The following is a 19553-nucleotide window of genomic DNA, read 5'->3' on the forward strand; positions in this document are numbered from 1 at the left end:
GCCAGTCGTTTTTGGGTCTTGACCCGAACAGGCTCGGGCACAGTGCATGATGGTTCACTGGAACAGCCTTAACTGAAGGGTAGACACGTGGAACTGACGGTGGTCATGCCCTGCCTCAACGAGGCGGAGACCGTGGAAGTCTGTGTACGCAAAGCACTGGCGTGCATGGAGGAGCACGGCATCGAGGGCGAAGTGCTGATCGCCGACAACGGCAGCACGGACGGCTCACAACAGCTCGCCCGCGACGCCGGAGCCCGCGTGGTCCATGTCGACGAGAAGGGCTATGGCAACGCCCTCATAGGCGGGATCAGGGCGGCGCGCGGCAAATACGTCATCATGGGCGATGCCGACGACTCCTATGACTTCACCTCGCTGCTGCCGTTCGTCGAGCAGCTACGCGACGGCGCGGACCTGGTGATGGGAAACCGCTTCAAGGGCGGCATCGCACCCGGCGCCATGCCTCCGCTGCACCGCTACCTCGGCAACCCGGTGCTGTCGTTCGTCGGCCGGCTGTTCTTCCCTTCGAAGATCGGCGACTTCCACTGCGGGCTGCGCGGCTTCCGGCGCGACTCGATCCTGCGGCTGCAGCTGCAGACGGGCGGCATGGAGTTCGCCTCCGAGATGGTGGTGCGCTCCACGCTGTCGGGGCTCGACGTGCGCGAGGTCCCCACGACGCTCTCGCCCGACGGCCGCTCCCGCCCGCCGCACCTGCGCTCATGGCGCGACGGCTGGCGCCACCTGCGCTTCCTGCTCCTCTACAGCCCGAAGTGGCTGTTCTTCTACCCCGGCGTCCTGATGATGGTCCTCGGCCTGGTGGCCGGGACGGCGCTGACGTTCGGGCCGGTGGAGATCGGCGAGCTGGCCTTCGACGTCGACACCCTGGTCGGGTCGTCGGCGCTGGTGGTGATCGGCTTCCAGGCGGCGCTGTTCGCGGTGTTCACGAAGGTGTACGCGGCCGAGGAGGGCTTCCTGCCGGAGTCGCCGCGCATCCGCAAGCTGATCGACGTCGTGAGCCTGGAGAAGGGGCTCGTGGTCGGCGGGCTGCTGGCGCTGGCCGGTCTGATCGGCCTGGTGATGTCGCTGGTGCACTGGCAGGTGCGCAGCTTCGGTGAGCTGGACCCGCGGGAGTCGCTGCGTATCGTGGTGCCCTCCGCCACCGCGCTGATCATGAGCTTCCAGACGATCTTCGCCTCGCTGTTCGTCAGCATCCTGGGCATCCGGCGCACCCGGGAGAGCTCCGTCGACGTCGCCGCCAAGGCCGCGGAGGAGGCCGCGGAAGCGGTCTCCCTCGAGGAGTCCAAGCGCTGATCCTCCTACCCCCATCGACCGTTGCGGCGCCCACTGAGTGGGCGCCGTTCTCATTGCGCCGCAGGCCCTCCGGAGAAGGACGTGCCGTGTGGGGGAACTGGGTTCGAGGCGGGATGGGAGACCCGTAGGCTTAGGACTATGTCCCAGCACATCTTGACCGCCGTCGCGTGGCCGTACGCTAACGGCCCCCGCCACATCGGGCACGTCTCCGGGTTCGGCGTGCCGTCCGACGTCTTCAGCCGCTACCAGCGGATGGCGGGCAACAAGGTGCTGATGGTGTCAGGCACCGACGAGCACGGCACGCCCATCCAGGTGCAGGCCGACAAGGAGGGCGTGAGCGCCAGGGAGCTGGCCGACCGCTACAACCGCGTCATCGCCGAGGACCTCACCGGGCTCGGGCTGTCCTACGACCTGTTCACCAGGACCACGACGAAAAACCACTACGCCATCACCCAGGCGATCTTCAAGGGCCTCTACGACAACGGCTATATCTTCCCTAAGACCACGATGGGGGCGATCTCGCCGTCGACCGGCCGCACGCTGCCCGACCGCTACATCGAGGGCACCTGCCCCATCTGCGGCTACGACGGCGCGCGCGGCGACCAGTGCGACAACTGCGGCAACCAGCTCGACCCGATCCAGCTGATCAACCCCAAGAGCCGCATCAACGGCGAGACGCCCACGTTCGTCGAGACCGAGCACTTCATGCTCGACCTGCCCGCCTTCGCCGGGGTGCTCGGCTCCTACCTGCAGTCCAAGCAGGGCGAGTGGCGGCCCAACGTGCTGAAGTTCGCCCTCAACCTGCTCGGCGACCTGCAGCCGCGCGCGATCAGCCGCGACCTCGACTGGGGCGTGCCGATCCCGCTCGACGGCTGGCGCGACCAGCCCAACAAGCGGCTGTACGTCTGGTTCGACGCGGTGATCGGCTACCTGTCGGCCTCCATCGAGTGGGCCAGGCGCTCGGGCGACCCCGACGCGTGGCGCGAGTGGTGGCAAAATCCCGACGCCCGCGGCTACTACTTCATGGGCAAGGACAACATCGTCTTCCACGCCGAGATCTGGCCGGCGATGTTGTTCGGCTACAGCGGGCAGGGCGCCCGCGACGGCTCGCCGGGCCCGCTCGGGGCGCTCAACGTGCCGTCCGAGGTGGTCTCGAGCGAGTTCCTGACCATGGAGGGCAAGAAGTTCTCCTCGTCGCGGCAAGTAGTTATTTACGTACGAGATTTCCTGGCGCGTTACGACGCCGACGCGCTGCGCTACTACATCGCGGTGGCAGGGCCGGAAAATCAGGACACCGACTTCACCTGGCAGGAGTTCGTCAACCGCAATAACGGCGAGTTGGTGGCAGCCTGGGGCAATCTGGTCAACCGGTCGATCTCGATGGCGGCGAAGAACTTCGGGGTCGTGCCCGAGCCGGGCGACCTGACCGACGCCGACCGGGCGCTGCTGGAGCGCTCGCGCAACGCGTTCGCGCCGGTGGGCGCGGAGCTGGCCAGGTCGCGCTTCAAGAACGCGATCACCGAGGCGTTCGACGTGGTCCGCGAGGCCAACAAATACCTGGCCGAGCAGGAGCCGTGGAAGCTCAAGGAGGACCCGGAGCGGCAGAAGTCGATCCTGCACGTCGCGCTCCAGGTCGTCGACGACGCCAAGACGATGCTCACGCCGTTCCTGCCCGGCTCGTCCAACAAGGTCTTCGCCATGCTCGGCGGCGAGGGCGTGTGGTCCGGCATGCCGGAGATGCGCGAGGTCGACGAGGACGGCGGCACCGCATACCCGGTGATCACCGGCGACTACGACGGGGCGGCCCGCTGGGAGCACCGGCCGATCAAGCCGGGCACGCCGCTCGCGCCGCCCGTGCCGCTGTTCAAGAAGCTCGACCCGAAGGTCGTGGACGAGGAGCTGGCCCGGCTGGGCCAGTGAGACGGGACCGCCAGGCTGGGCGAGTGAGACGGGACCGGCCCGGCTGGGCGAATGACCGGGTGCGGCGGCTACCTTGGATGCCGTGACCAAGCTTCCCGCCGCGCCTGAGCCGCTTTCCGCGCCCGTGTTCGACAGCCACTGCCACCTCGACATCATGGTCGGCAACAGGCAGGCGTCGTCCGGCGACCCGGTGGCGCAGGCCGCGCAGGCGGCGGAGGCCAGCGTGCGCGGCATCCTCGAGGACGCCAGGGCGGTCGGCGTGACGCGGCTGGTCACGATCGGCTACGACCTGAAGTCGTCCAGGTGGAACGCCGAGGTGGCGGCCGAGCAGGAAGGCGTGTACGCCGGGGTGGCCATCCACCCGAACGAGGCCCACGAGGCCACCCCGGAGGTCCTGGCCGAGATCGAGCGGCTGGCGCGGCAGCCCGGCGTGCGCGCGGTGGGGGAGACGGGGCTCGACTACTATCGCGACTGGGCGAGCAAGGAGGACCAGCACGCGAGCTTCCGCGCGCACATCGAGATCGCCAAGCGCACCGGCAAGGCCCTGGTCATCCACGACCGCGACGCGCACGACGACGTGTTCAAGGTGCTGAGTGACGAAGGCGCGCCGGAGAAGGTCGTCTTTCACAGCTTCTCGGGCGACGCCGAAATGGCGAAAAAGTGCGCCGAAGCTGGATATTTCATGTCCTTCTCCGGTCCGGTCACGTACAAGAACGCCGGATACCTCCGAGAGGCCGCCCATGCCGCGCCCCAGGAGCTCATGCTGGTCGAGACCGACGCCCCCTACCTGCCGCCGGTGCCGTACCGGGGCAAACCCAATGCCCCCTACCTCATCCCTCTCACCCTGCGCTGCCTGGCGGAGGTCAAAGGGATCCATCCGGATCGGTTGTGTGAGGCGATCAGCGTCAACGGAGTCACAGTCTTCGGCGAGTGGTGACCATCTTTTGGTGAACCCGTGGATGCGGAGAGTGACGCGCCACTAACGTTCGGGCGGTCCTGACCGTACCGGAGGTGGTTCGTGCGAGGAAAAAGGCGTGCGCCGCGTCCGCCGATCCCCTGGCGTTCACCGTGGACGCCGGTCGTGTGCCTGGCGGGCGCCGCGGCACTCGGGGCACTCGTGGCGGTGTCGTTCCTGGTCAAAGAGGTCGTCGTGATCGTCGACGGCCGGCCGACGGAGATCCGCGCGTACGCGGGGACCGTGCACGAGGTGCTCGCCGAGGCCGGTGTCACGGTGGGGTACGGCGACGTCGTACGCCCGGGCGCGCAGGAGGACGTCACCGACGGGTCCACCATCGAGGTACGCCATGCGCGCCCCATCACCCTGACCCTGGACGGCCGCACCAGCAGGCGCCTGGTCACCGCCACGAACGTCGGCGACGCCCTGGCCGAGCTCGACCTCACCCCGGCGGCCGGCAGGGTGTCCGCGCCACCGGACGACGCGGTGCCGCTGTCGGGGATGAGGCTCACCTTCTACACCCGGCGCAAGGTGTACGTGGTCGCGGGCACCGCCCGGATCACCTCGCGCACCACTGCCAGGACCGTACGCGAGGTGCTCAGGCAGAACCGTGTCCCGCTGCGCCGCGACTACCTGGTGACGCCGCCGCTCGACAGCTTCCCCAAGGACGGAACGGTCATCACGGTCGCGCCACCGCACACCATCCCGATCCGGCCGGACGTCATAGCACTCGACTGGCTGGCGCTGGCCCAGTGCATGGCCAACGGCGACCCTCAGGCGTACAACCCGGACGGGCCCTACTACGGGATGTACCAGTTCAGCCTGCCCGTGTGGCAGGCCGTGGGCGGCATGGGGCTGCCCAGCGACTGGCCGGTGGAGGAGCAGACGTACCGGGCACAGGTCCTCTACCAGCAGATGGGCGACCGGTGGCAGAGCCAGTGGCCGACCTGCGGCGACCGCCTGCTCGGCTGACGGTGCAGGCTTTCAGCTCGGCTGACGGTGCAGGCTTCAGCTCGGCCGACAACGCAGCAGGCTTTCAGCCGGACACCGACGCGCCGAAGTCGGCACCCTTGGCGGGCTGGACCGGCTGCAGGGTGTCGGCGTTGCGCCCGGCCACCGAGACCTTCCCGTACGGCTGCGCATCCGGCTGCCCCACGAAGAGCTTGTTGCCGCTGAAGGCCACCGACCAGCCGAACAGCCCGTCACCGGCAGGCAGCCGCCTGTCCTCGGCGGCGTTCTTCCAGGAGATCACCCGGACGCCGCCCCCGTAGGGCGCGCCGACGGCCAGCCTGCCGTCCGCCGAGGCGGCCAGCGAGAACCCGAAAGCCTGCTTGCCCGCCTCCGTCAGCCTTCTCGTGCGCTTCCGGCCGGTGTCGAGCAGCTCCACGTACCCGGGCCCCGGCGCACTCACCGCGTAGCCGTAGCCCTCGGCGTACGCCAGCGCGTAGCCGTACCGGTCGCCGGAGGCGTCGGTTGACGAGTCCAGCTTCAACGTCGAGAGCTTGGGCGCCAGCACGTCCTCGATGAAGACGACGGAGCCCGAGTCGATCCTGCCGGCCTCCACCTGGCGGCCCGCGCCGTCGTTGTTCTCGTACGGGACGCCGACGACCAGCTCGTTCCCCGCCCCGAAGGCCATGGACCAGCCGAACTGGTCGCCGACCTCGCTGTTGCCCCGCACGTCGTCGGACTCCTGGCCGATCCTGCGTAACCCGCCCGGGCCCTTGCGTACATAGACGGCGCCCACGTCCAGCAGCTGGGCCTCGTCCTCGTACGGCGCGCTGATCGCCACCAGGTCGCCGCGCGCGGCCAGCGACCAGCCGAAGTGCGCGAACCGCTGCGGCTGGGACGCGGTCAGGCGCTGCGGCGGCGCGGCGCCGCCACCGAAGACGACGTACGCGGCCCCGGCGTCCTCGGCGCCGTCCACGTCCGCGTACGGCGCGCCGATCAGCAGGTCGGCGCAGGCGTCGGCGTTGACCTTGGCCAGCCGTACGGACCAGCCGAAGGCGTCGCCTCTGGCCAGGTTCGGGACGGTGACGGGGACGACCTTGTCGCCGGACAGCACGTTCACCGAGCCCTTCTGGTCGTCGGCGAACGGGTCGCCCACGGCCACGTCGTCCACGCCGTCGCCGTCGAAGTCGGCGGCTCCGGCGCAGGCCGCCGCCGTGGCCGTGGACGTCAGGGGTGCTCCGGTGGCCAGCATGAGCGCGATCAACGCAGGTCGGATCATCATCACAGCCCGACCTCGATCTGATTGCCGTTCTCGAGCATGGTCGCCGTCATCTTCACGGGTTTGCGGTACATGGCCAGGTCGAACACGAACGCGCTGTCCACCCGGCCGCCCGGCAGGATGGCCGGGGGCAGCGTGACGGCCGCCGGGTCGTGCTCGCCGCCCCGGTCGTCGACCATGGTGACGACGGGCTGGATCAGCTGCCTGCGCTCGCCGCCCGGGTTGATCATCGTCCAGCGGATCACGCAGAGCTGGCCCTGGGTCGCGGTCTTGCCCTCGTACTCCTTCAGCCCGCACTCCGGCGCCGACGCGACGATCGCGATGGGGTCGTCGAAGTTGGCGCCCAGCGCGAAGCGGCGGCCCACGTCGTTGGGGGCCGCGGTGGCGGCCGCCTGGGAGGGGGTGCCGGGGGTCGTGGTGACGGTCGTGCTGCGGCCAGAGGTGACGATCAGGACGGCCGTCGTCACGACGATGGCCAGCACGGCCGCCGCCGCGGCGATGAGCCACCGTGTGCCCTTTGTCCTCGAACCGCCGAGGGTGTCGGGCTCGTCACCCGGCAGGGCCGCCGTGCTGCTCTCTCCTGGCAGCGCCGCCGTGCGGCTCTCGCCCGGCAGAGCCGCCGTGTGGCCCTGGCCCGTCCGAGCTGCCGTATGGCCCTGGCCCGGCCGGGTCTTCTCGGTGCCGGGGAGGCTGGACTGCCGCAGCTGCGCCTCCTGGCCGCGCGACCGGGCCTGCTCCTTCTTCCTCGCCAGAGCCTCGGCCTGGGCCTGCTCCTTCTGCCGAGCCTGGGCCTCCCAGCGCGCGAACTCCTCCTTGGCCGCCTCCTCCTCTCTCCGGGCCAGCTCCTCGAGCGACGCCTGACTCTGCTGAGGGGGCGGCGTGCCTGCCGTACCGGCTTGCCCGCCGAACGCGCCCGGCGGTCCGGGCACGCCGGGGGTTCCCGGAGCGCCGGGACCTGGGACGCTGGGACCTGCGACGCTGGGGCCTGCGACGCTGGGGCCTGGAACGGTCTGAGCGCCCGGAGCGGCGGGCGCCCTGCCGGTGGTGTCGCTCGGTGGGGGCGTCGTGAACGTGGCCGTGATGTCCGGCTCGTCCACGACGTTCTGCGGTGGCCGCCAGTCGTTGAGCATCTCGGTCGCGACCAGGGTGGGCGGATCGGCGGCCCGTGCTGGCGTGCTGCCTCCCACCAGGGCGATCAGCAGATCCTGTGCCGTCGGTCGCAGGGTCGGGTCCATCGAGGTGGCCCGCCGTACCAGCTCGTGGAGGGGCGCGGGCAGCGCGCCCAGCTCGGGCGGGGTGTTCAGCACGCGCGTGGCCAGCGTGATGGGGTCGCCGCGCCCGAATGGGTGCCGCCCGTTGCCCGCGTACGCCACCAGGCAGCCCCAGGCGAAGATGTCGGCCGCCGGGGTGACGATCTCACCGCGTACCTGCTCCGGAGCCCACCATCCAGGACTGCCCAACAGTTCACCGGAAAGCGTGAATCCGGTCTCCCTGTCGAGCGCCCTGGCGATGCCGAAGTCGATCACCCTGGGTCCCGACAGCGAGAGGATCACGTTTGCCGGTTTCAGGTCTCTGTGCACCAGCCCGGCCACGTGGATGGCCGCCAGCGCGGCCGCGACGCCCAGCGCGACGCCGTGCAGTGCCCCCGGCTCCAGAGCCCCGTATTTCGCGATCTGATCGGAGAGCGGGGCGCCCGCGATGTACTCGGTCACCATGTACGGGCGCCCGTCCCCGGTGTTGCCGTTGTCCAGCACCTGGGCCGTGCAGAACGACGCCACCCGGCGGGCGTTCTCGACCTCCGCGTGGAACCTGGCCGCGAACCCCTCCTGGTTGGCGAACTCCGCCTTGACGACCTTGAGCGCGACAAATCGCCCCGTCGGCGCACGAGCGAGGAACACGGTCCCCATACCGCCCTCGCCGAGTCGGCCCAGCAGCCGGTACGGCCCGATTTCCCGCAAGTCCGTCGGGCGGAGCGGCGCGGCGCCCGTTGGCTCCATGAGGGACGTCCCTTCCTGTTCCACGCCATCCTCTCCTTTGGTCTCCCCAAGCGCCATCGATGGTTCTTCGATGCGAGAGACTGATTGGATGATGAGGCTGTTGGGCCCAGCAGAAATACGTATTTTGGCGGACAAGCTAGATCTTCGTCCGACAAAAAAGCTCGGCCAGAACTTTGTGATCGACGCAGGAACCGTCCGGCGTATCGTCCGCGTGGCCGATCTGTCGGAGAACGACGTGGTCATCGAGGTCGGGCCGGGTCTCGGCTCGCTCACGCTCGCGCTCCTGCCGTCGGCCGCGCACGTGGTGGCCGTCGAGATCGACCCCGTGCTCGCCCGCCAGCTCCCCATCACCGTCGCCGAGCGCGGGGCGTCCGAGCGGCTCACGGTCGTGAACGCGGACGCCATGAAGATCACGCTCGACGACCTGTCCGGTTTCACCCCCACGGCCCTGGTCGCCAACCTCCCCTACAACGTGGCCGTCCCGGTGGTGCTCCACCTCCTGGAGGTCCTGCCGTCGCTGCGCAAGGGCCTGGTCATGGTCCAGTTGGAGGTGGCCGACCGCCTCGCCGCCGGTCCCGGTTCGAAGGTGTACGGGGTGCCGTCGGTCAAGGCCGCCTGGTATGCGGACGTTCGCCGCGCGGGCCCGGTTGGCCGTACCGTCTTCTGGCCCGTCCCCAACGTCGATTCCGGCCTCGTCTCATTGGTGCGACGGGAGCCGCCCGCCACGACGGCCTCGCGTGAGGAGGTGTTCCAGGTGGTGGATGCCGCCTTCGCGCAGCGGAGGAAGACCCTGCGTGCGGCCCTTTCCTCGTGGGCGGGCAGCGCGGCCCAGGCAGAGGAGGCGCTCCGCGCGGCCGGAGTGGACCCGTCCGCCCGGGGCGAGCAACTGGACATCCACGCCTTCGCCCGCATCGCCGAGTCCAGGCCGTGACCGTTGAGTCGGGAGGGGCCGGCTCGGTCCTGAGCTGAGCCTTTCCACCGTTTTCCACAACCTCGCGGTCCTGTTCTCCTTCCATCCACAGAAGAACATAGGTCGTCTGTGGACTCTGGAAAAGGACCGTTGCGGGCCTGGTCAGGGGGTTGACGGCTGTCTGAACTGCGGAAAGGTGGGAGAGGCAAAATCAAAGTGTCCCATAGGGTCTCACTGAGACTCGCTGTCGCTGACGGCTCTCCCTCGCGGGCCATACACGGGCCAAGTTGCTCGGGCCGTACGCAGGGTTGGCCCGCAGCAGCCACGACTTACCCGCGCGGGTGATCTTGGCCATCCCGGAGTCCGAGCCCCTGCCGGAGGCGGGTCCTCTTTGTTCTTTGCCGTCTCTATGGCGAGTCCAGCGGGCCAGAGGCACGCAGTGCGGCGGCTAGCCCGTGGGGGTTCCAAAGGGGCTTTAAAGAGCCTGGTCTGGCTTCTTGCAGCCGAGTGGGCAGGGTGCCTTCCCGATGGATGTGGCTCGTTCGTCGCCGCCGCCGAGTTGGATGACTTCGCCTGAGCCTAGGCAGTGTCCGCAGAGTCCTGTGCCGTGGAGGGAGGGGTGTTGCCAGGCTGGCGGGGGTGTTGGTGATGGATGGTCTCCGCGTTCGGCTGGCTCGTGTTCGCCGCCGACCCATCCGCGTCCTTGGCAGAAGCGGCAGCGTAGGAAGAGGCCGCCGCTGAAGCGGGTTCCTCGGCGGCCTTGGCACTCGGGGCATGTGATGGGGTCGGTCATCTACGTCCGGTTCCGTTGCATGCGGTGCACTTCTTCCATACCCGCTGCTTCTTGGTATCTCCATTCTGGTCGATCCATTCGCCGCCTGCACCCATGCAGGTATCGCAGATCGGCGGGGGCTCGTCGTCCTTCTTGGCCATGGCGTCGCTCCTCCGGGTCCGCCCTCCGTTGTGCGTTATCCCATAACGCTATTGACGGTAACCATGTGGTAAACGGGTGTAGTGCTACACACGGCGGTGGTAAATCCAGACACAAGAAAGGGACCCGCCACGACGTCTGGCGGGTCCCTCCTTGTGGGGAGCTTAGACCTCGAACTCCATGTTCTGGACTCCCTTGGTGAACGCCCGCCATTCACGGTAGGAGTACACGTGTAGTGCCGCGTCGGGGTTCTTGGTGTCCTTGATGGCAACGTAGCCGTTGCCCAGGTCCTTGAACGCCACGCAGTCGCCGTTGTCCCCGGAGAACGAAGCCTAAGAGTCTCCACCTCTGCGGCGGTGTCCCACATTTTCCCAGTTACCGGCCCATCCACGAAAGCCGCGTCCGGCTTCTCGGGAGAGTGAGCGATGGTGAAGCCTCCAAGCAGACCGGTCGTTGACATGGCGTCCAACGGGAGGATCTGGATGGAGACGTTCGCACTCTCGCCCAGTTTGAGGAGGTGGGCGAACTGGGCTCGGGTGATCTCTTCACTTCCTATGACGCGGTCGAGGATGGTCTGATCTAGTACGGCCCAGACCATAGGGGCGTCGGGAGAGTTCAGGATCTCCTGACGTTGCATCCTTGCCCTCACGCGCTCGTCTATCTGTGCCGGGTCGGGCCTTGGTGCACCGAGCATCACCGCGCGGGCGTAGTCCTCCGTCTGTAGGAGGCCGGGCACGATGGTAGGGGTAAAGATCCACAGTTCGGTAGCTCCCGCCTCGAACTCCAGCCAGGACGGTGGGAGCATGTTCTTGTAGATCCAGGGCCGCCTGTCGTCGGGTAGGTACTGAGCCAGGCTCCCCGACTCCAGCCCTAGAGCCTCCTCTGCCTTGATTGCTAGCTCTTCAAACGGCCTCCGCTCTGCCCTTTCCACGGCTCCGATGGTGTTGGCATGGAAGCCTGTTTTGGTCCCCATCTGTCCGAGTGTCAGCTTCGCCGTATTTCGGGCTTTTCGCAACTCATATCCGAATCGAGCGTCTTCGCCTGCGTCCGGATCCAGGTCTTTCGGGGGGCGCATCGCGTCTCCTGCCGCATCATCTCGGGGGGCTCTGCATTTACCACAGAACCACGAGGATCTGTGTGCCACAAGTAATTGTGTTAATGGCTTCAGGCGTGTCGGAAGTGCAAACCTTGCGAGTAGCTCGGGGAAATCATCGTCCCACCAGAACACAAGGGATGAAGATCGCGTAGTTAAGGCGAGCGAACAAAGGTGGCAATCCTCATGCGAGCAGCCGTGTCAGATCCCCCGTACGCAGGTATCAAGGTCTGGCTGACCAGCGAGATCGGCGACAGTGCCCTACTGCCCGGTCTTGCTCGTCGGGAACTTCGAGCGTGGATGGGGGACCATCCGGCGCTTAAGGACCTTCAGGTCATCGCCTCGGAGTTGGTGACCAACGCCGTGCTTCACGGTGGCGGCGCATGGGTGCGAATGAGCCTGCGGCCGGTGGAAGAAGGCGAGCGGCGGTACTGGCGGTTGAGCGTCGTAGACCCTGGCGGGTCGGCGTCGGTCCCGATGCCGCGCATGCCTGGCCCTAACGAGATGACGGGCAGGGTCTGTGGCTCGTAGACGCGCTTACGCACGGCTGCTGGGAGACCGGCCTTACGCAGGTTGGTGAACGCGTGGTGCCGGCTCTGCTGCCGCGCTGTGGGTCGATCAAAGGAGGGATCGAGCGGTGACGGCGAGTTGGCGCGGAAGTCCGGCCGGCGATCTGGCGCGGACGCTGGCGGAGGGCTTGGAGAGGTACGGGATCGAGTCGCAGATCAGCGAGTGCGAGGGTATTGCGCTGGTGGGGATCTGGTCGGTCGGGCTGGCGGTTTGGTGTGAGTGGGGTCCGTTCGGGTGGCGTTTCCGCTGGTGCCTGCATGAGACAACTCAGCGGGGTAAGTGGGGTTACACGTCGTGTCCGTGCTCGGCGATGGAGACGGCTGTGCGGCGGGTGGCGCATTTCTACGAGCAGCGCCACGAGCGGCTGTACGGGACGGCTTCCCTTGTCGCTGGTGTGGGTGGGGCGTGAGCGGCACCCAGAGCGTGGCTGGGACCGCGTTCCGCTACCCGTACGTGATCGGCTGGACGGGGGAGGCCGAGCCGCATCACCTGGTGTGGGTGCCTGCTGCGGGTGGGGTGCGGCTGAGCTATGCCGACTCTCACCGGGGTGGCTATGCCCAAGGTGTTCTGCGGTTGCGGCAGAAGCAGAGCGGGCGGGGCGGCCGGACTTCACGACGGTCAACACGCGTCGGCAGTGGCGCTGTATGGCGAAGGGCCTGTGCCAGGACCGGCAGTGGCCCGCCTCGTCCCCGAACGCGGTCTCCAGCGCGTACCGGATGTGGTCGGCACCGCGTGCCGGAATGGTGGGCTGGCTGATATCAGTCAGTTGCTGTCGTGGTGGTCGTGGCGGGGGGCATCGTCCTGGTTGAGGGCGTCGTGGTAGCCCTGCTGGCGTGCGCGGGCCAGAGCAGTTCGGTGCCTGCGGCGGCTGGCTTGTAGGACCAGCAGCAGTCCGGCGGCGGCCAGGAGCAGTCCGGCTGTTTCGCGTAGCGGCACGATGGTGATGGGTACCTGGCGGGTGATGGTCTTGCCGGTCCCGTCGGGCACGCTGATCGTGGCCTGGCACAGGCACAACAGCGGCGGGTCGGGCCATTCGGCGGTGACGAGGCGGGTGGAGCCGGCCAGGACGGTGAAGTCGGCGAACCGCAGTGTCTGCTCGCCTATCCGGGCACTGAGTCCGTGGGGATGGACGTAGTCCTGGTGGATGTTGCCTCGGTTGTGGATCGGCAGGGACAGGGAGATGGCGCCGCCGATGCTGAGGCTGGGCGCCTGCAGCTGGCCGACCTCGATGTGTCGGCTGATCGTGCCGGGTACGGAGATGAACAGCTTGGCGGCGATCGACCGCTGCAGCAGGATGTTGCCGGCTGCGGGCACCGCCGGTGTCTTGAACAGCAGCCCGACGTATCGCTCGCCCGGTTCAGGCCGGTCGGGGATGGTGATCTGGACGTGGACCTTGCGGGTTCGGCCGCGTGGGAGGGTGAAGTGCTGGGGGCGGGTGTGTACCCATGAGGTGGCTGACCAGGATCCGGGAGGCTGGAAGGTCAGGGTGCCATCCGGGGCTTGGGTGAATTCTGCCGCCGACATCTGGATGGGCACCGCCGCGTTGCCACCGTTCTTGATGTGCACGACCGTGGCATGCCGCCCAGCGCCGGGCGGCACATCGACGCGGCTGGGGTAGACGGTCAGCGAGAACTGCGGGTCGGGCTCGTGTGCCGATGCCCGCTCCGGTGCCGCGTATGCCGGTGCGGCCGCAAGACCTCGTGTGGCGGCGACGGGTCCGGCGGCCAGCAGGATCGCGGTAGCCAGATGCGCGTACCTGCGCCAGATGGACGCGTGGATGAAGGTGGGCACGCGGGCGGCTCACCTGGTGGCCGCGGTGTAGGTGAGGGTCACCGAGTAGGTGCCGGAGCGCACGTTGCGGATGTGCACCCGGTAGTCATCTTGCAGCAGGTCCCCGCCGGCGGCTGAGGGGCTGTCCTTGCTGTGCACCACGTCGACATCGTTGTTGCCCACAGGGCTCCAGATGACCCCCTCGTCGGGTTTGACCTCGAGATCGGAGATGGGAATGGTGTCGGGGTTGGCTGGATCCTGGGCGGTCAGCGCGGCCGCGTCGGCCCGCACGCTGACCAGATAGCCCAGCGTGTTGTTCGTGGTGACCCGGTAGGAGACGGCCTTGTCCTGGGTGGCGGTGGTGTTGGGCAGCCCTGACAGTGTGAAACTGGGCGTCAGGCCGGTGAGCGTGATCGCCGAGGCCACGCTCACGTTGGCCTGCGTCTGACCGTTGACCTCATCTCCCAGCGCGCTGGAACCGTTGCCCAGCATCACGACCAGCCCTGCGGCAACCAGCGACGCGCCACCGCAGGCACCTAGCACTGCGGACGGTGTGAATCGTCTCATGACAGCCCCCTGCACTCCCCGAACCTGGAACGGAAAGTAACACAATGGGCACTTACTGTTATGGAGGCGCGCGGGCGTGAACGGGACCTAGTTGGTCATGGCCGTGTAGGTGAGCGTCACCCGGTACATTCCCGGGCGGACCAGCGGAATCTGCACGCGGTAATCGTTACTGATCGCATCACCCGGCGGCGGCCCGGTCATGGTGGCCTGGCTGTGCGCGGTCACCGCGCTGGTACTGCTCAGCGGCGTGAACGTGGTGGTGCCGGTCTCGCGCACCTGCAACCGCGCTACCGCGATGGCATCGGGATTACCGGGGGCGACCGGCGCCAGTATGGAGGCGTCGGCCTGCACGGTTACCCGGTAGCCGGTGTGGTTGGGCGTCCATACCCGCATGGTGACCACGCCGATGCGCGTCTGCGTCGTATTCGGCAGGCCGTCCAAAGTGAAACTCGACGTCAGATCCGACATGCTGATCGGCTGCCGCAGTCCGGCAGCTCCAACGCCCGGCCCGGTGAGCTGCATGTCGCTGCCGCCGCGGGCAGGCCCCGACCCGCCCAGCACCACCAAGGCCATGCCGGCCGCCAGGAGCGCCAGCCCGCCGCACACGTGAACAAAGCCACAACGCCACACCGGCGCCACATACGACATCGACCGCCCCCACCCTCGGGATCGCCACATCATCTCCAGCAACAACGATCTCCATCATGGAAGTAGGCACCTCTCCGGGACAGGCGTGCACGCCTGCATATGCCCCTGCCTTTAGCGGCAGATCACGAACCACTTGGAGATGGGCGGGCGGGGAGACGATCAGACCGCTGCTGGCAGGGAGCCTTTCATGTCCGCCGTCACAGAACCTGACGGGCCACTCACGGGCCAACCGGGTCAACACGGGGCAGCATAGCTCTAAAACCCCAGGTCAACCTCCTGATTGTGGAAAACCCGGCGTCCTCCACAGAACCGCGTTCGGCCTCAAGCCGCCCCGCTCCGGCGCGTGATCCTGGCCTCCCATCCCCAACAGGAGGCCAAAATGATCAAGCTAAGGCCGGCCGTCGCCGGAGCGCTCGTCGCAGCCCTCGCCCTGTCCGCGCGCCCTGCTCGAGCAGCCTCCCTCCCGCCGGATCCATGCTCACGAGCGGTCCCCGAGCCGGGCCCTGGTGACCTCTGCATGCGAGAACCTTGGCGGCCACTGACACCCCCGAAGCAGAGCAGGCGCACTCGCGGCGAGATCGCCGCCGCCGCAGCTCTCGCCCAGCTGGGCGTGCCGTTCTCCTGGGGCGGCGGCTCAGCGGGCGGCCCCACCTTCGGCATAGGCAGGGGAGCGGGAACGCGAGGCTTCGACTGCAGCGGCCTGACCCTCTACGCCTGGGCCCGGGCGGGCGTGGCCCTCGGCCACTACACGGGCACACAGTTCCGCCAGGGCCGCCGTGTTCCGCTCAGCGCGCGCCGCACAGGCGACCTGCTCTTCTTCGGCGGCGGCACAGGCGACCCCACCCACGTGGCGCTGTATCTGGGCGGTGGACTGATAATCCACGCCCCGAAGACCGGCGACGTCGTGAAGACGACCGACTTCCTCAGCTCGCCCTACTACCGTGCCGTCTTCCGCGGCATGACACGTCCCGGCTGAGCCGCTCACCGCCCTCGCCACCGCCGACACGCCGGCGCGGGTGCGTTCGTTCCTCGTCTCCCGCGTGCACGCCGTGCACTCGCTCCTCGCCGCTCGTGTCCGCGCTATGCACTCGCCGCCCGCTTGCACGCCATGCACTCGTTGCTCGTCGCGTGCGTGCACGCCGTGCGGTCGTTCGATCGCGCTCTCTCGGTCCGCTTCGCCATCCTGCGATCACGTCGTCATGGGCCGCCCGCGAGCATCTGCACCGGGGTGCGCGCCCAGGCTCGGAGGGTAGGGGGCATTTCCCGGCAACCCGGATCACTCTTTGTCACCTATGACGTTCGGGGCAAAGGAGGGATCAACTTGACTCTGCGTGTTGCAGAGGCGGTCGTTCTGGAGGTCATATTGCGAGAACCGCATGTCAGGGCTCCGGGCCCCGATAACATCTAGTGTCCTTGACCCCGGCAAGTGATGAGAGTGGCACAAGATCGATGAGTTCGGTGACCGTACGTGTGCCTGCGAAGGTCAACGTACAGCTTTCTGTCGGCCCGCTCAGGGAAGACGGCTACCACGACCTGGTGAACGTCTTCCACGCGGTATCGATCTTCGACGAGGTGGTGGCGAAGGAGTCCGAGTCGATCACCGTGGTGGTGAACGGCAAGTGGTCCGACCAGGTGCCGACCGATGACAGCAACCTGGCGATCCGGGCCGCCCGAGCGCTCGCCAAACACGCGGGCCGCACCTACGGCGCCGACCTGATCATCCAGAAGGACATCCCTGTGGCGGGCGGCATGGCGGGTGGCAGCGCCGACGCCGCCGGGGCGCTGGTGGCCTGCAACGAGCTGTGGGGGCTGGGGCTGCCGTTCGAGGACCTCATGGAGATCGCCGGCGATCTCGGCAGCGACGTGCCGTTCTCCCTGCTCGGGGGCACGGCGGTCGGCACCGGCCGGGGTGAGCAGCTGAGCGAGCTGCCCACTGGGGGCACTTTCCACTGGGTGTTCGCACTGGCGGACGGCGGCCTCTCCACGGCCAGCGTCTACGCCGAATGCGACCGCCTCAGAGCGGCGTCAGGCGCCGAGGTCCCCTGGCCTCAGCTGGACGACTCCCTGATGGAGGCGTTGGGCACAGGCGACGCATACTCCCTCGGCGCCCACCTGAGCAACGACCTCCAGACGGCCGCGCTCAGCCTGAGACCGGAGCTCGGCCCCACCCTGGAGGCGGGCCGCCAGCACGGGGCTTTGGGGGCGATCGTCTCGGGGTCGGGCCCGACGTGCGCCTTCCTGGCCATCGACGCACTCCACGCCCGCGACCTGGCCCTCAGCCTGACCAGCACGGGAGCCGCCCACACCGCCGTAGCCGCCCACGGCCCGGTCCAGGGTGCAACCCTGGCCTGACCACGGCATTCGCCCACGGCCGGTCCAAGGCGGCGAGTGTGCAACTCGCCGTGCCCGAGGGTGCCGAGGCTGAGGTGACGCGCGGGCCCACCGTATGCGTGCGGTGACGCCTCCAGCACCATCGACTTCGGCACCACCGACAACTTCGGCACGACCGAGTTTGACACCACCGAGTTCGGCGGGCGGGAGATGGATGGGGAGCCGATACCCTGGGGAGGTCATGAATCTGGTCAATCTTGAGTCGGTCTCCCATGCCTATGGGCCCAAGCCCCTCCTCACCGACGTATCCCTCGGCGTCGAGGCAGGCGAGCGCATCGGCGTCGTCGGGCGTAACGGAGGCGGGAAGACGACCCTCCTGTCCGTGATCGCGGGAGCGGTGCGGCCGGACAAGGGACGGGTCACGCATAACCGGAGCCTGCGAGTCGGATTCCTGTCGCAGCACGACGCGCTGGACCCGAGCGCCACCGTACGGGAGATCGTCCTCGGCGGGCTGGCCGAGCACGAGTGGGCGGGGGATCAGCAGGTACGCGAGATCCTCGCCAACCTGGTCGGCGACCTCGACCTCGGCGCCAGGGCCGCCGACCTGTCAGGTGGGGAGCGCAGGCGTACGGCGCTGGCGCAGCTGCTCATCGACGACCATGACCTGATCATGCTGGACGAGCCCACGAACCACCTCGACATCGAGGCCATCGCCTGGCTCGCCGGCCATCTGGCGGGCAGGAAGAGCGCGCTGGTGGTCGTGACGCACGACCGGTGGTTTCTCGACGCCGTGTCCACCCGCACGTGGGAGGTCGTGGACGGGCGGGTCGAGCGGTACGAGGGGGGATATGCCGCTTACGTGCTCGCCAAGGCCGAGCGGGCGCGGATCGCGCAGGCCGCGGAAGAGCGCCGCCAGAACCTCATGCGTAAGGAGATCGCCTGGCTGCGGCGCGGCCCGCCCGCCCGTACGTCCAAGCCGAAGTTCCGCATCGAGGCCGCCCAAGCTCTGATCGCGAATGAGCCGCCGGCGCGCGAGACCGTCGAGCTGATGCGGTTCGCCGCGGCCCGCCTCGGCAAGACCGTTTACGACCTCGAGGACGTCACGCTGCACGCCGGCGGGCCGGGCAACGGGCCGCTGGTGCTCGGGGATCTCACGTGGCAGTTCGGCCCGGGAGACCGGATCGGGCTGATCGGGGTGAACGGCTCCGGCAAGTCGTCCGTGCTGCGCCTGCTCGCCGGCACGGTGACGCCCGACTCCGGGCGCGTGATCAGGGGCAAGACGGTACGCCTCGCGCACCTGTCCCAGGAGCTCGCCGAAGTCGACCCGACGCGACGGGTGCTGGAGTCGGTCGAGGAAGTACGCAAGTACCTCCAGGTCGGCAAGAGGGAGTGGACGGCCTCCCAGCTGCTTGAACGCCTCGGGTTCAGGGGCGAGGCGCAGTGGAAGGTCATCGGCGACCTGTCGGGTGGCGAGCGCCGGCGGCTGCAGCTGCTCAGGCTGCTCATGGACGACCCGAACGTCCTGCTGCTCGACGAGCCCACCAACGACCTCGACATCGAGACCCTCAACGAGCTTGAGGACCTGCTGGACGGCTGGCCCGGCACGCTGATCCTGGTGAGCCACGACCGCTACTTCCTGGAGCGGGTGACCGATCGGTGCGTGGCGCTGCTGGGTGACGGCAAGCTCTCGCTGCTGCCCGGCGGGGTGGACGAATACCTCGAACGACGCGCCGCCGGCACAGCCGTGACCGCCCGCCTGAGCACTCCTGCCGGACCGCCTTCCGTACCGGATGTTGACGGCGCGGTATCCGGTGGTGCGGACCACTCCAGGGCCACGTCCGCGCCGGGCCAGCCAGGCGCCGGGCTGTCGGCCAAGGAGGAACGCGAGCTGCGCAAGGAGCTCAACCGCCTGGAACGCCAGCTCGACAAGCTGAGCGACCAGGAGTCCCGCCTCCACGCGGCCATGGCGGAAGCGGCCAGCGACTACGCCAAGCTCGGCTCCCTCGACGCCCAGCTACGCGAGATCTCCGCCCAGAAGGACACGATCGAAGCCGAGTGGCTCGAACTCGCCGACCGCCTGGGCGACTGACATCTCCCCATCCGCCCACGCGGGATGCGAGCGACGGCTCCGGAACGCGCGCGCGACGTGAAGTCGGGCGCCCCTGGGACGTGGCCCCTGCCCGAGGCGGGCGGCTTCGGGAGGGGCGCTCGCGGTGAAGGTGGGCGGCCCCGGGAGGGATGCTCGCGGTGAAGGTGGGCGGCTCCAGGAGGGGCGCTCGCGGTGAAGGTGTACAGGCATAAGCCCCCGCCGTAAAAGGCTGAGGGC

15 protein-coding genes are annotated in these 19553 nt (G+C 68.4%); 8 read left to right on the forward strand and 7 right to left on the reverse strand.

Annotation, left to right across the window (positions count from 1 at the left end; all coding sequences use genetic code 11):
- The first annotated feature begins 87 nt into the window (after window positions 1-87).
- The 4 genes from ABN273_RS09670 (at window position 88) to ABN273_RS09685 (ending at window position 5155) form a co-directional block, all read left to right on the forward strand.
- A complete protein-coding gene (locus ABN273_RS09670) occupies window positions 88-1308 on the forward strand; it encodes a glycosyltransferase (RefSeq protein ID WP_349448336.1) in 1221 nt (406 codons plus the stop codon).
- 138 nt (window positions 1309-1446) lie between these two features.
- Window positions 1447-3228, forward strand: a complete 1782-nt coding sequence (gene metG / locus ABN273_RS09675) for a methionine--tRNA ligase (RefSeq protein WP_349448337.1) — start codon at window positions 1447-1449, stop codon at window positions 3226-3228.
- An 82-nt stretch (window positions 3229-3310) separates the two neighbouring features.
- The gene (locus ABN273_RS09680) at window positions 3311-4165 is read left to right on the forward strand and encodes a TatD family hydrolase (protein ID WP_349448338.1); all 855 of its coding nucleotides are present in this window, start codon (window positions 3311-3313) and stop codon (window positions 4163-4165) included.
- An 81-nt stretch (window positions 4166-4246) separates the two neighbouring features.
- Window positions 4247-5155, forward strand: coding sequence for a ubiquitin-like domain-containing protein (locus tag ABN273_RS09685; RefSeq protein ID WP_349448339.1), 909 nt, complete (start codon window positions 4247-4249; stop codon window positions 5153-5155).
- Window positions 5156-5219: 64 nt separating this feature from the next.
- On the opposite strand, the gene ABN273_RS09690 is transcribed toward ABN273_RS09685, so the two are convergent.
- Window positions 5220-6413, reverse strand: coding sequence for a hypothetical protein (locus ABN273_RS09690; protein WP_349448340.1), 1194 nt, complete (start codon window positions 6411-6413; stop codon window positions 5220-5222).
- On the reverse strand, window positions 6413-8431 hold the full coding sequence (locus tag ABN273_RS09695) for a serine/threonine-protein kinase (protein WP_502910987.1): 2019 nt from the start codon (window positions 8429-8431) through the stop codon (window positions 6413-6415). Before ABN273_RS09695 ends, ABN273_RS09690 begins: the two co-directional genes overlap by 1 nt.
- A 67-nt stretch (window positions 8432-8498) precedes the next feature.
- Here ABN273_RS09695 and rsmA point away from each other — a divergent pair, with 67 nt between their 5' ends.
- Window positions 8499-9338 carry a 16S rRNA (adenine(1518)-N(6)/adenine(1519)-N(6))-dimethyltransferase RsmA gene (gene rsmA, locus ABN273_RS09700; RefSeq protein ID WP_349448620.1) on the forward strand — a complete coding sequence of 280 codons (840 nt, stop codon included), beginning with the start codon at window positions 8499-8501 and terminating at the stop codon, window positions 9336-9338.
- 768 nt (window positions 9339-10106) lie between these two features.
- On the opposite strand, the gene ABN273_RS09705 is transcribed toward rsmA, so the two are convergent.
- The 5 genes from ABN273_RS09705 to ABN273_RS09725 all read right to left on the reverse strand — a co-directional run bounded on the left by ABN273_RS09705 (window position 10107) and on the right by ABN273_RS09725 (window position 14896).
- The gene (locus tag ABN273_RS09705; protein WP_349448341.1) at window positions 10107-10250 is read right to left on the reverse strand and encodes a hypothetical protein; all 144 of its coding nucleotides are present in this window, start codon (window positions 10248-10250) and stop codon (window positions 10107-10109) included.
- Window positions 10251-10285: 35 nt separating this feature from the next.
- On the reverse strand, window positions 10286-11323 hold the full coding sequence (locus ABN273_RS09710; protein WP_349448342.1) for a helix-turn-helix domain-containing protein: 1038 nt from the start codon (window positions 11321-11323) through the stop codon (window positions 10286-10288).
- Window positions 11324-12673: 1350 nt separating this feature from the next.
- Entirely contained in the window at window positions 12674-13702 is a 1029-nt protein-coding gene (locus ABN273_RS09715; RefSeq protein ID WP_349448343.1) for a COG1470 family protein, read from the reverse strand.
- A 9-nt stretch (window positions 13703-13711) separates the two neighbouring features.
- A complete protein-coding gene (locus ABN273_RS09720) occupies window positions 13712-14248 on the reverse strand; it encodes a hypothetical protein (protein WP_349448344.1) in 537 nt (178 codons plus the stop codon).
- 87 nt (window positions 14249-14335) lie between these two features.
- Window positions 14336-14896: a hypothetical protein gene (locus ABN273_RS09725; RefSeq protein WP_349448345.1), complete on the reverse strand. Its 561-nt coding sequence runs from the start codon at window positions 14894-14896 to the stop codon at window positions 14336-14338.
- Window positions 14897-15413: 517 nt separating this feature from the next.
- On the opposite strand from ABN273_RS09725, the gene ABN273_RS09730 reads away from it, so the two are divergent.
- From ABN273_RS09730 to ABN273_RS09740, 3 genes are all read left to right on the forward strand, one after another.
- Window positions 15414-15872: an NlpC/P60 family protein gene (locus ABN273_RS09730; protein ID WP_349448346.1), complete on the forward strand. Its 459-nt coding sequence runs from the start codon at window positions 15414-15416 to the stop codon at window positions 15870-15872.
- A 473-nt stretch (window positions 15873-16345) separates the two neighbouring features.
- On the forward strand, window positions 16346-17248 hold the full coding sequence (locus ABN273_RS09735) for a 4-(cytidine 5'-diphospho)-2-C-methyl-D-erythritol kinase (protein WP_349448347.1): 903 nt from the start codon (window positions 16346-16348) through the stop codon (window positions 17246-17248).
- A gap of 220 nt (window positions 17249-17468) precedes the next feature.
- Window positions 17469-19316, forward strand: coding sequence for an ABC-F family ATP-binding cassette domain-containing protein (locus ABN273_RS09740; protein WP_349448348.1), 1848 nt, complete (start codon window positions 17469-17471; stop codon window positions 19314-19316).
- Window positions 19317-19553 lie beyond the last annotated feature (237 nt).

The sequence above is a fragment of the Nonomuraea sp. B19D2 genome, from assembly GCF_040137845.1.
In the GTDB taxonomy this organism is placed as follows: Bacteria; Actinomycetota; Actinomycetes; order Streptosporangiales; family Streptosporangiaceae; genus Nonomuraea.

Coding starts and splice junctions, on each gene's coding strand:
- metG (WP_349448337.1), top strand. CDS start 1,447: ATGTCCCAGCACATCTTGACCGCCGTCGCGTGGCCGTACGCTAACGGC.
- ABN273_RS09690 (WP_349448340.1), bottom strand. CDS start 6,413: ATGATGATCCGACCTGCGTTGATCGCGCTCATGCTGGCCACCGGAGCA.
- rsmA (WP_349448620.1), top strand. CDS start 8,499: ATGAGGCTGTTGGGCCCAGCAGAAATACGTATTTTGGCGGACAAGCTA.
- ABN273_RS09705 (WP_349448341.1), bottom strand. CDS start 10,250: ATGGCCAAGAAGGACGACGAGCCCCCGCCGATCTGCGATACCTGCATG.
- ABN273_RS09710 (WP_349448342.1), bottom strand. CDS start 11,323: ATGCGCCCCCCGAAAGACCTGGATCCGGACGCAGGCGAAGACGCTCGA.
- ABN273_RS09720 (WP_349448344.1), bottom strand. CDS start 14,248: ATGAGACGATTCACACCGTCCGCAGTGCTAGGTGCCTGCGGTGGCGCG.
- ABN273_RS09725 (WP_349448345.1), bottom strand. CDS start 14,896: ATGTCGTATGTGGCGCCGGTGTGGCGTTGTGGCTTTGTTCACGTGTGC.
- ABN273_RS09730 (WP_349448346.1), top strand. CDS start 15,414: ATGCGAGAACCTTGGCGGCCACTGACACCCCCGAAGCAGAGCAGGCGC.
- ABN273_RS09735 (WP_349448347.1), top strand. CDS start 16,346: ATGAGTTCGGTGACCGTACGTGTGCCTGCGAAGGTCAACGTACAGCTT.
- ABN273_RS09740 (WP_349448348.1), top strand. CDS start 17,469: ATGAATCTGGTCAATCTTGAGTCGGTCTCCCATGCCTATGGGCCCAAG.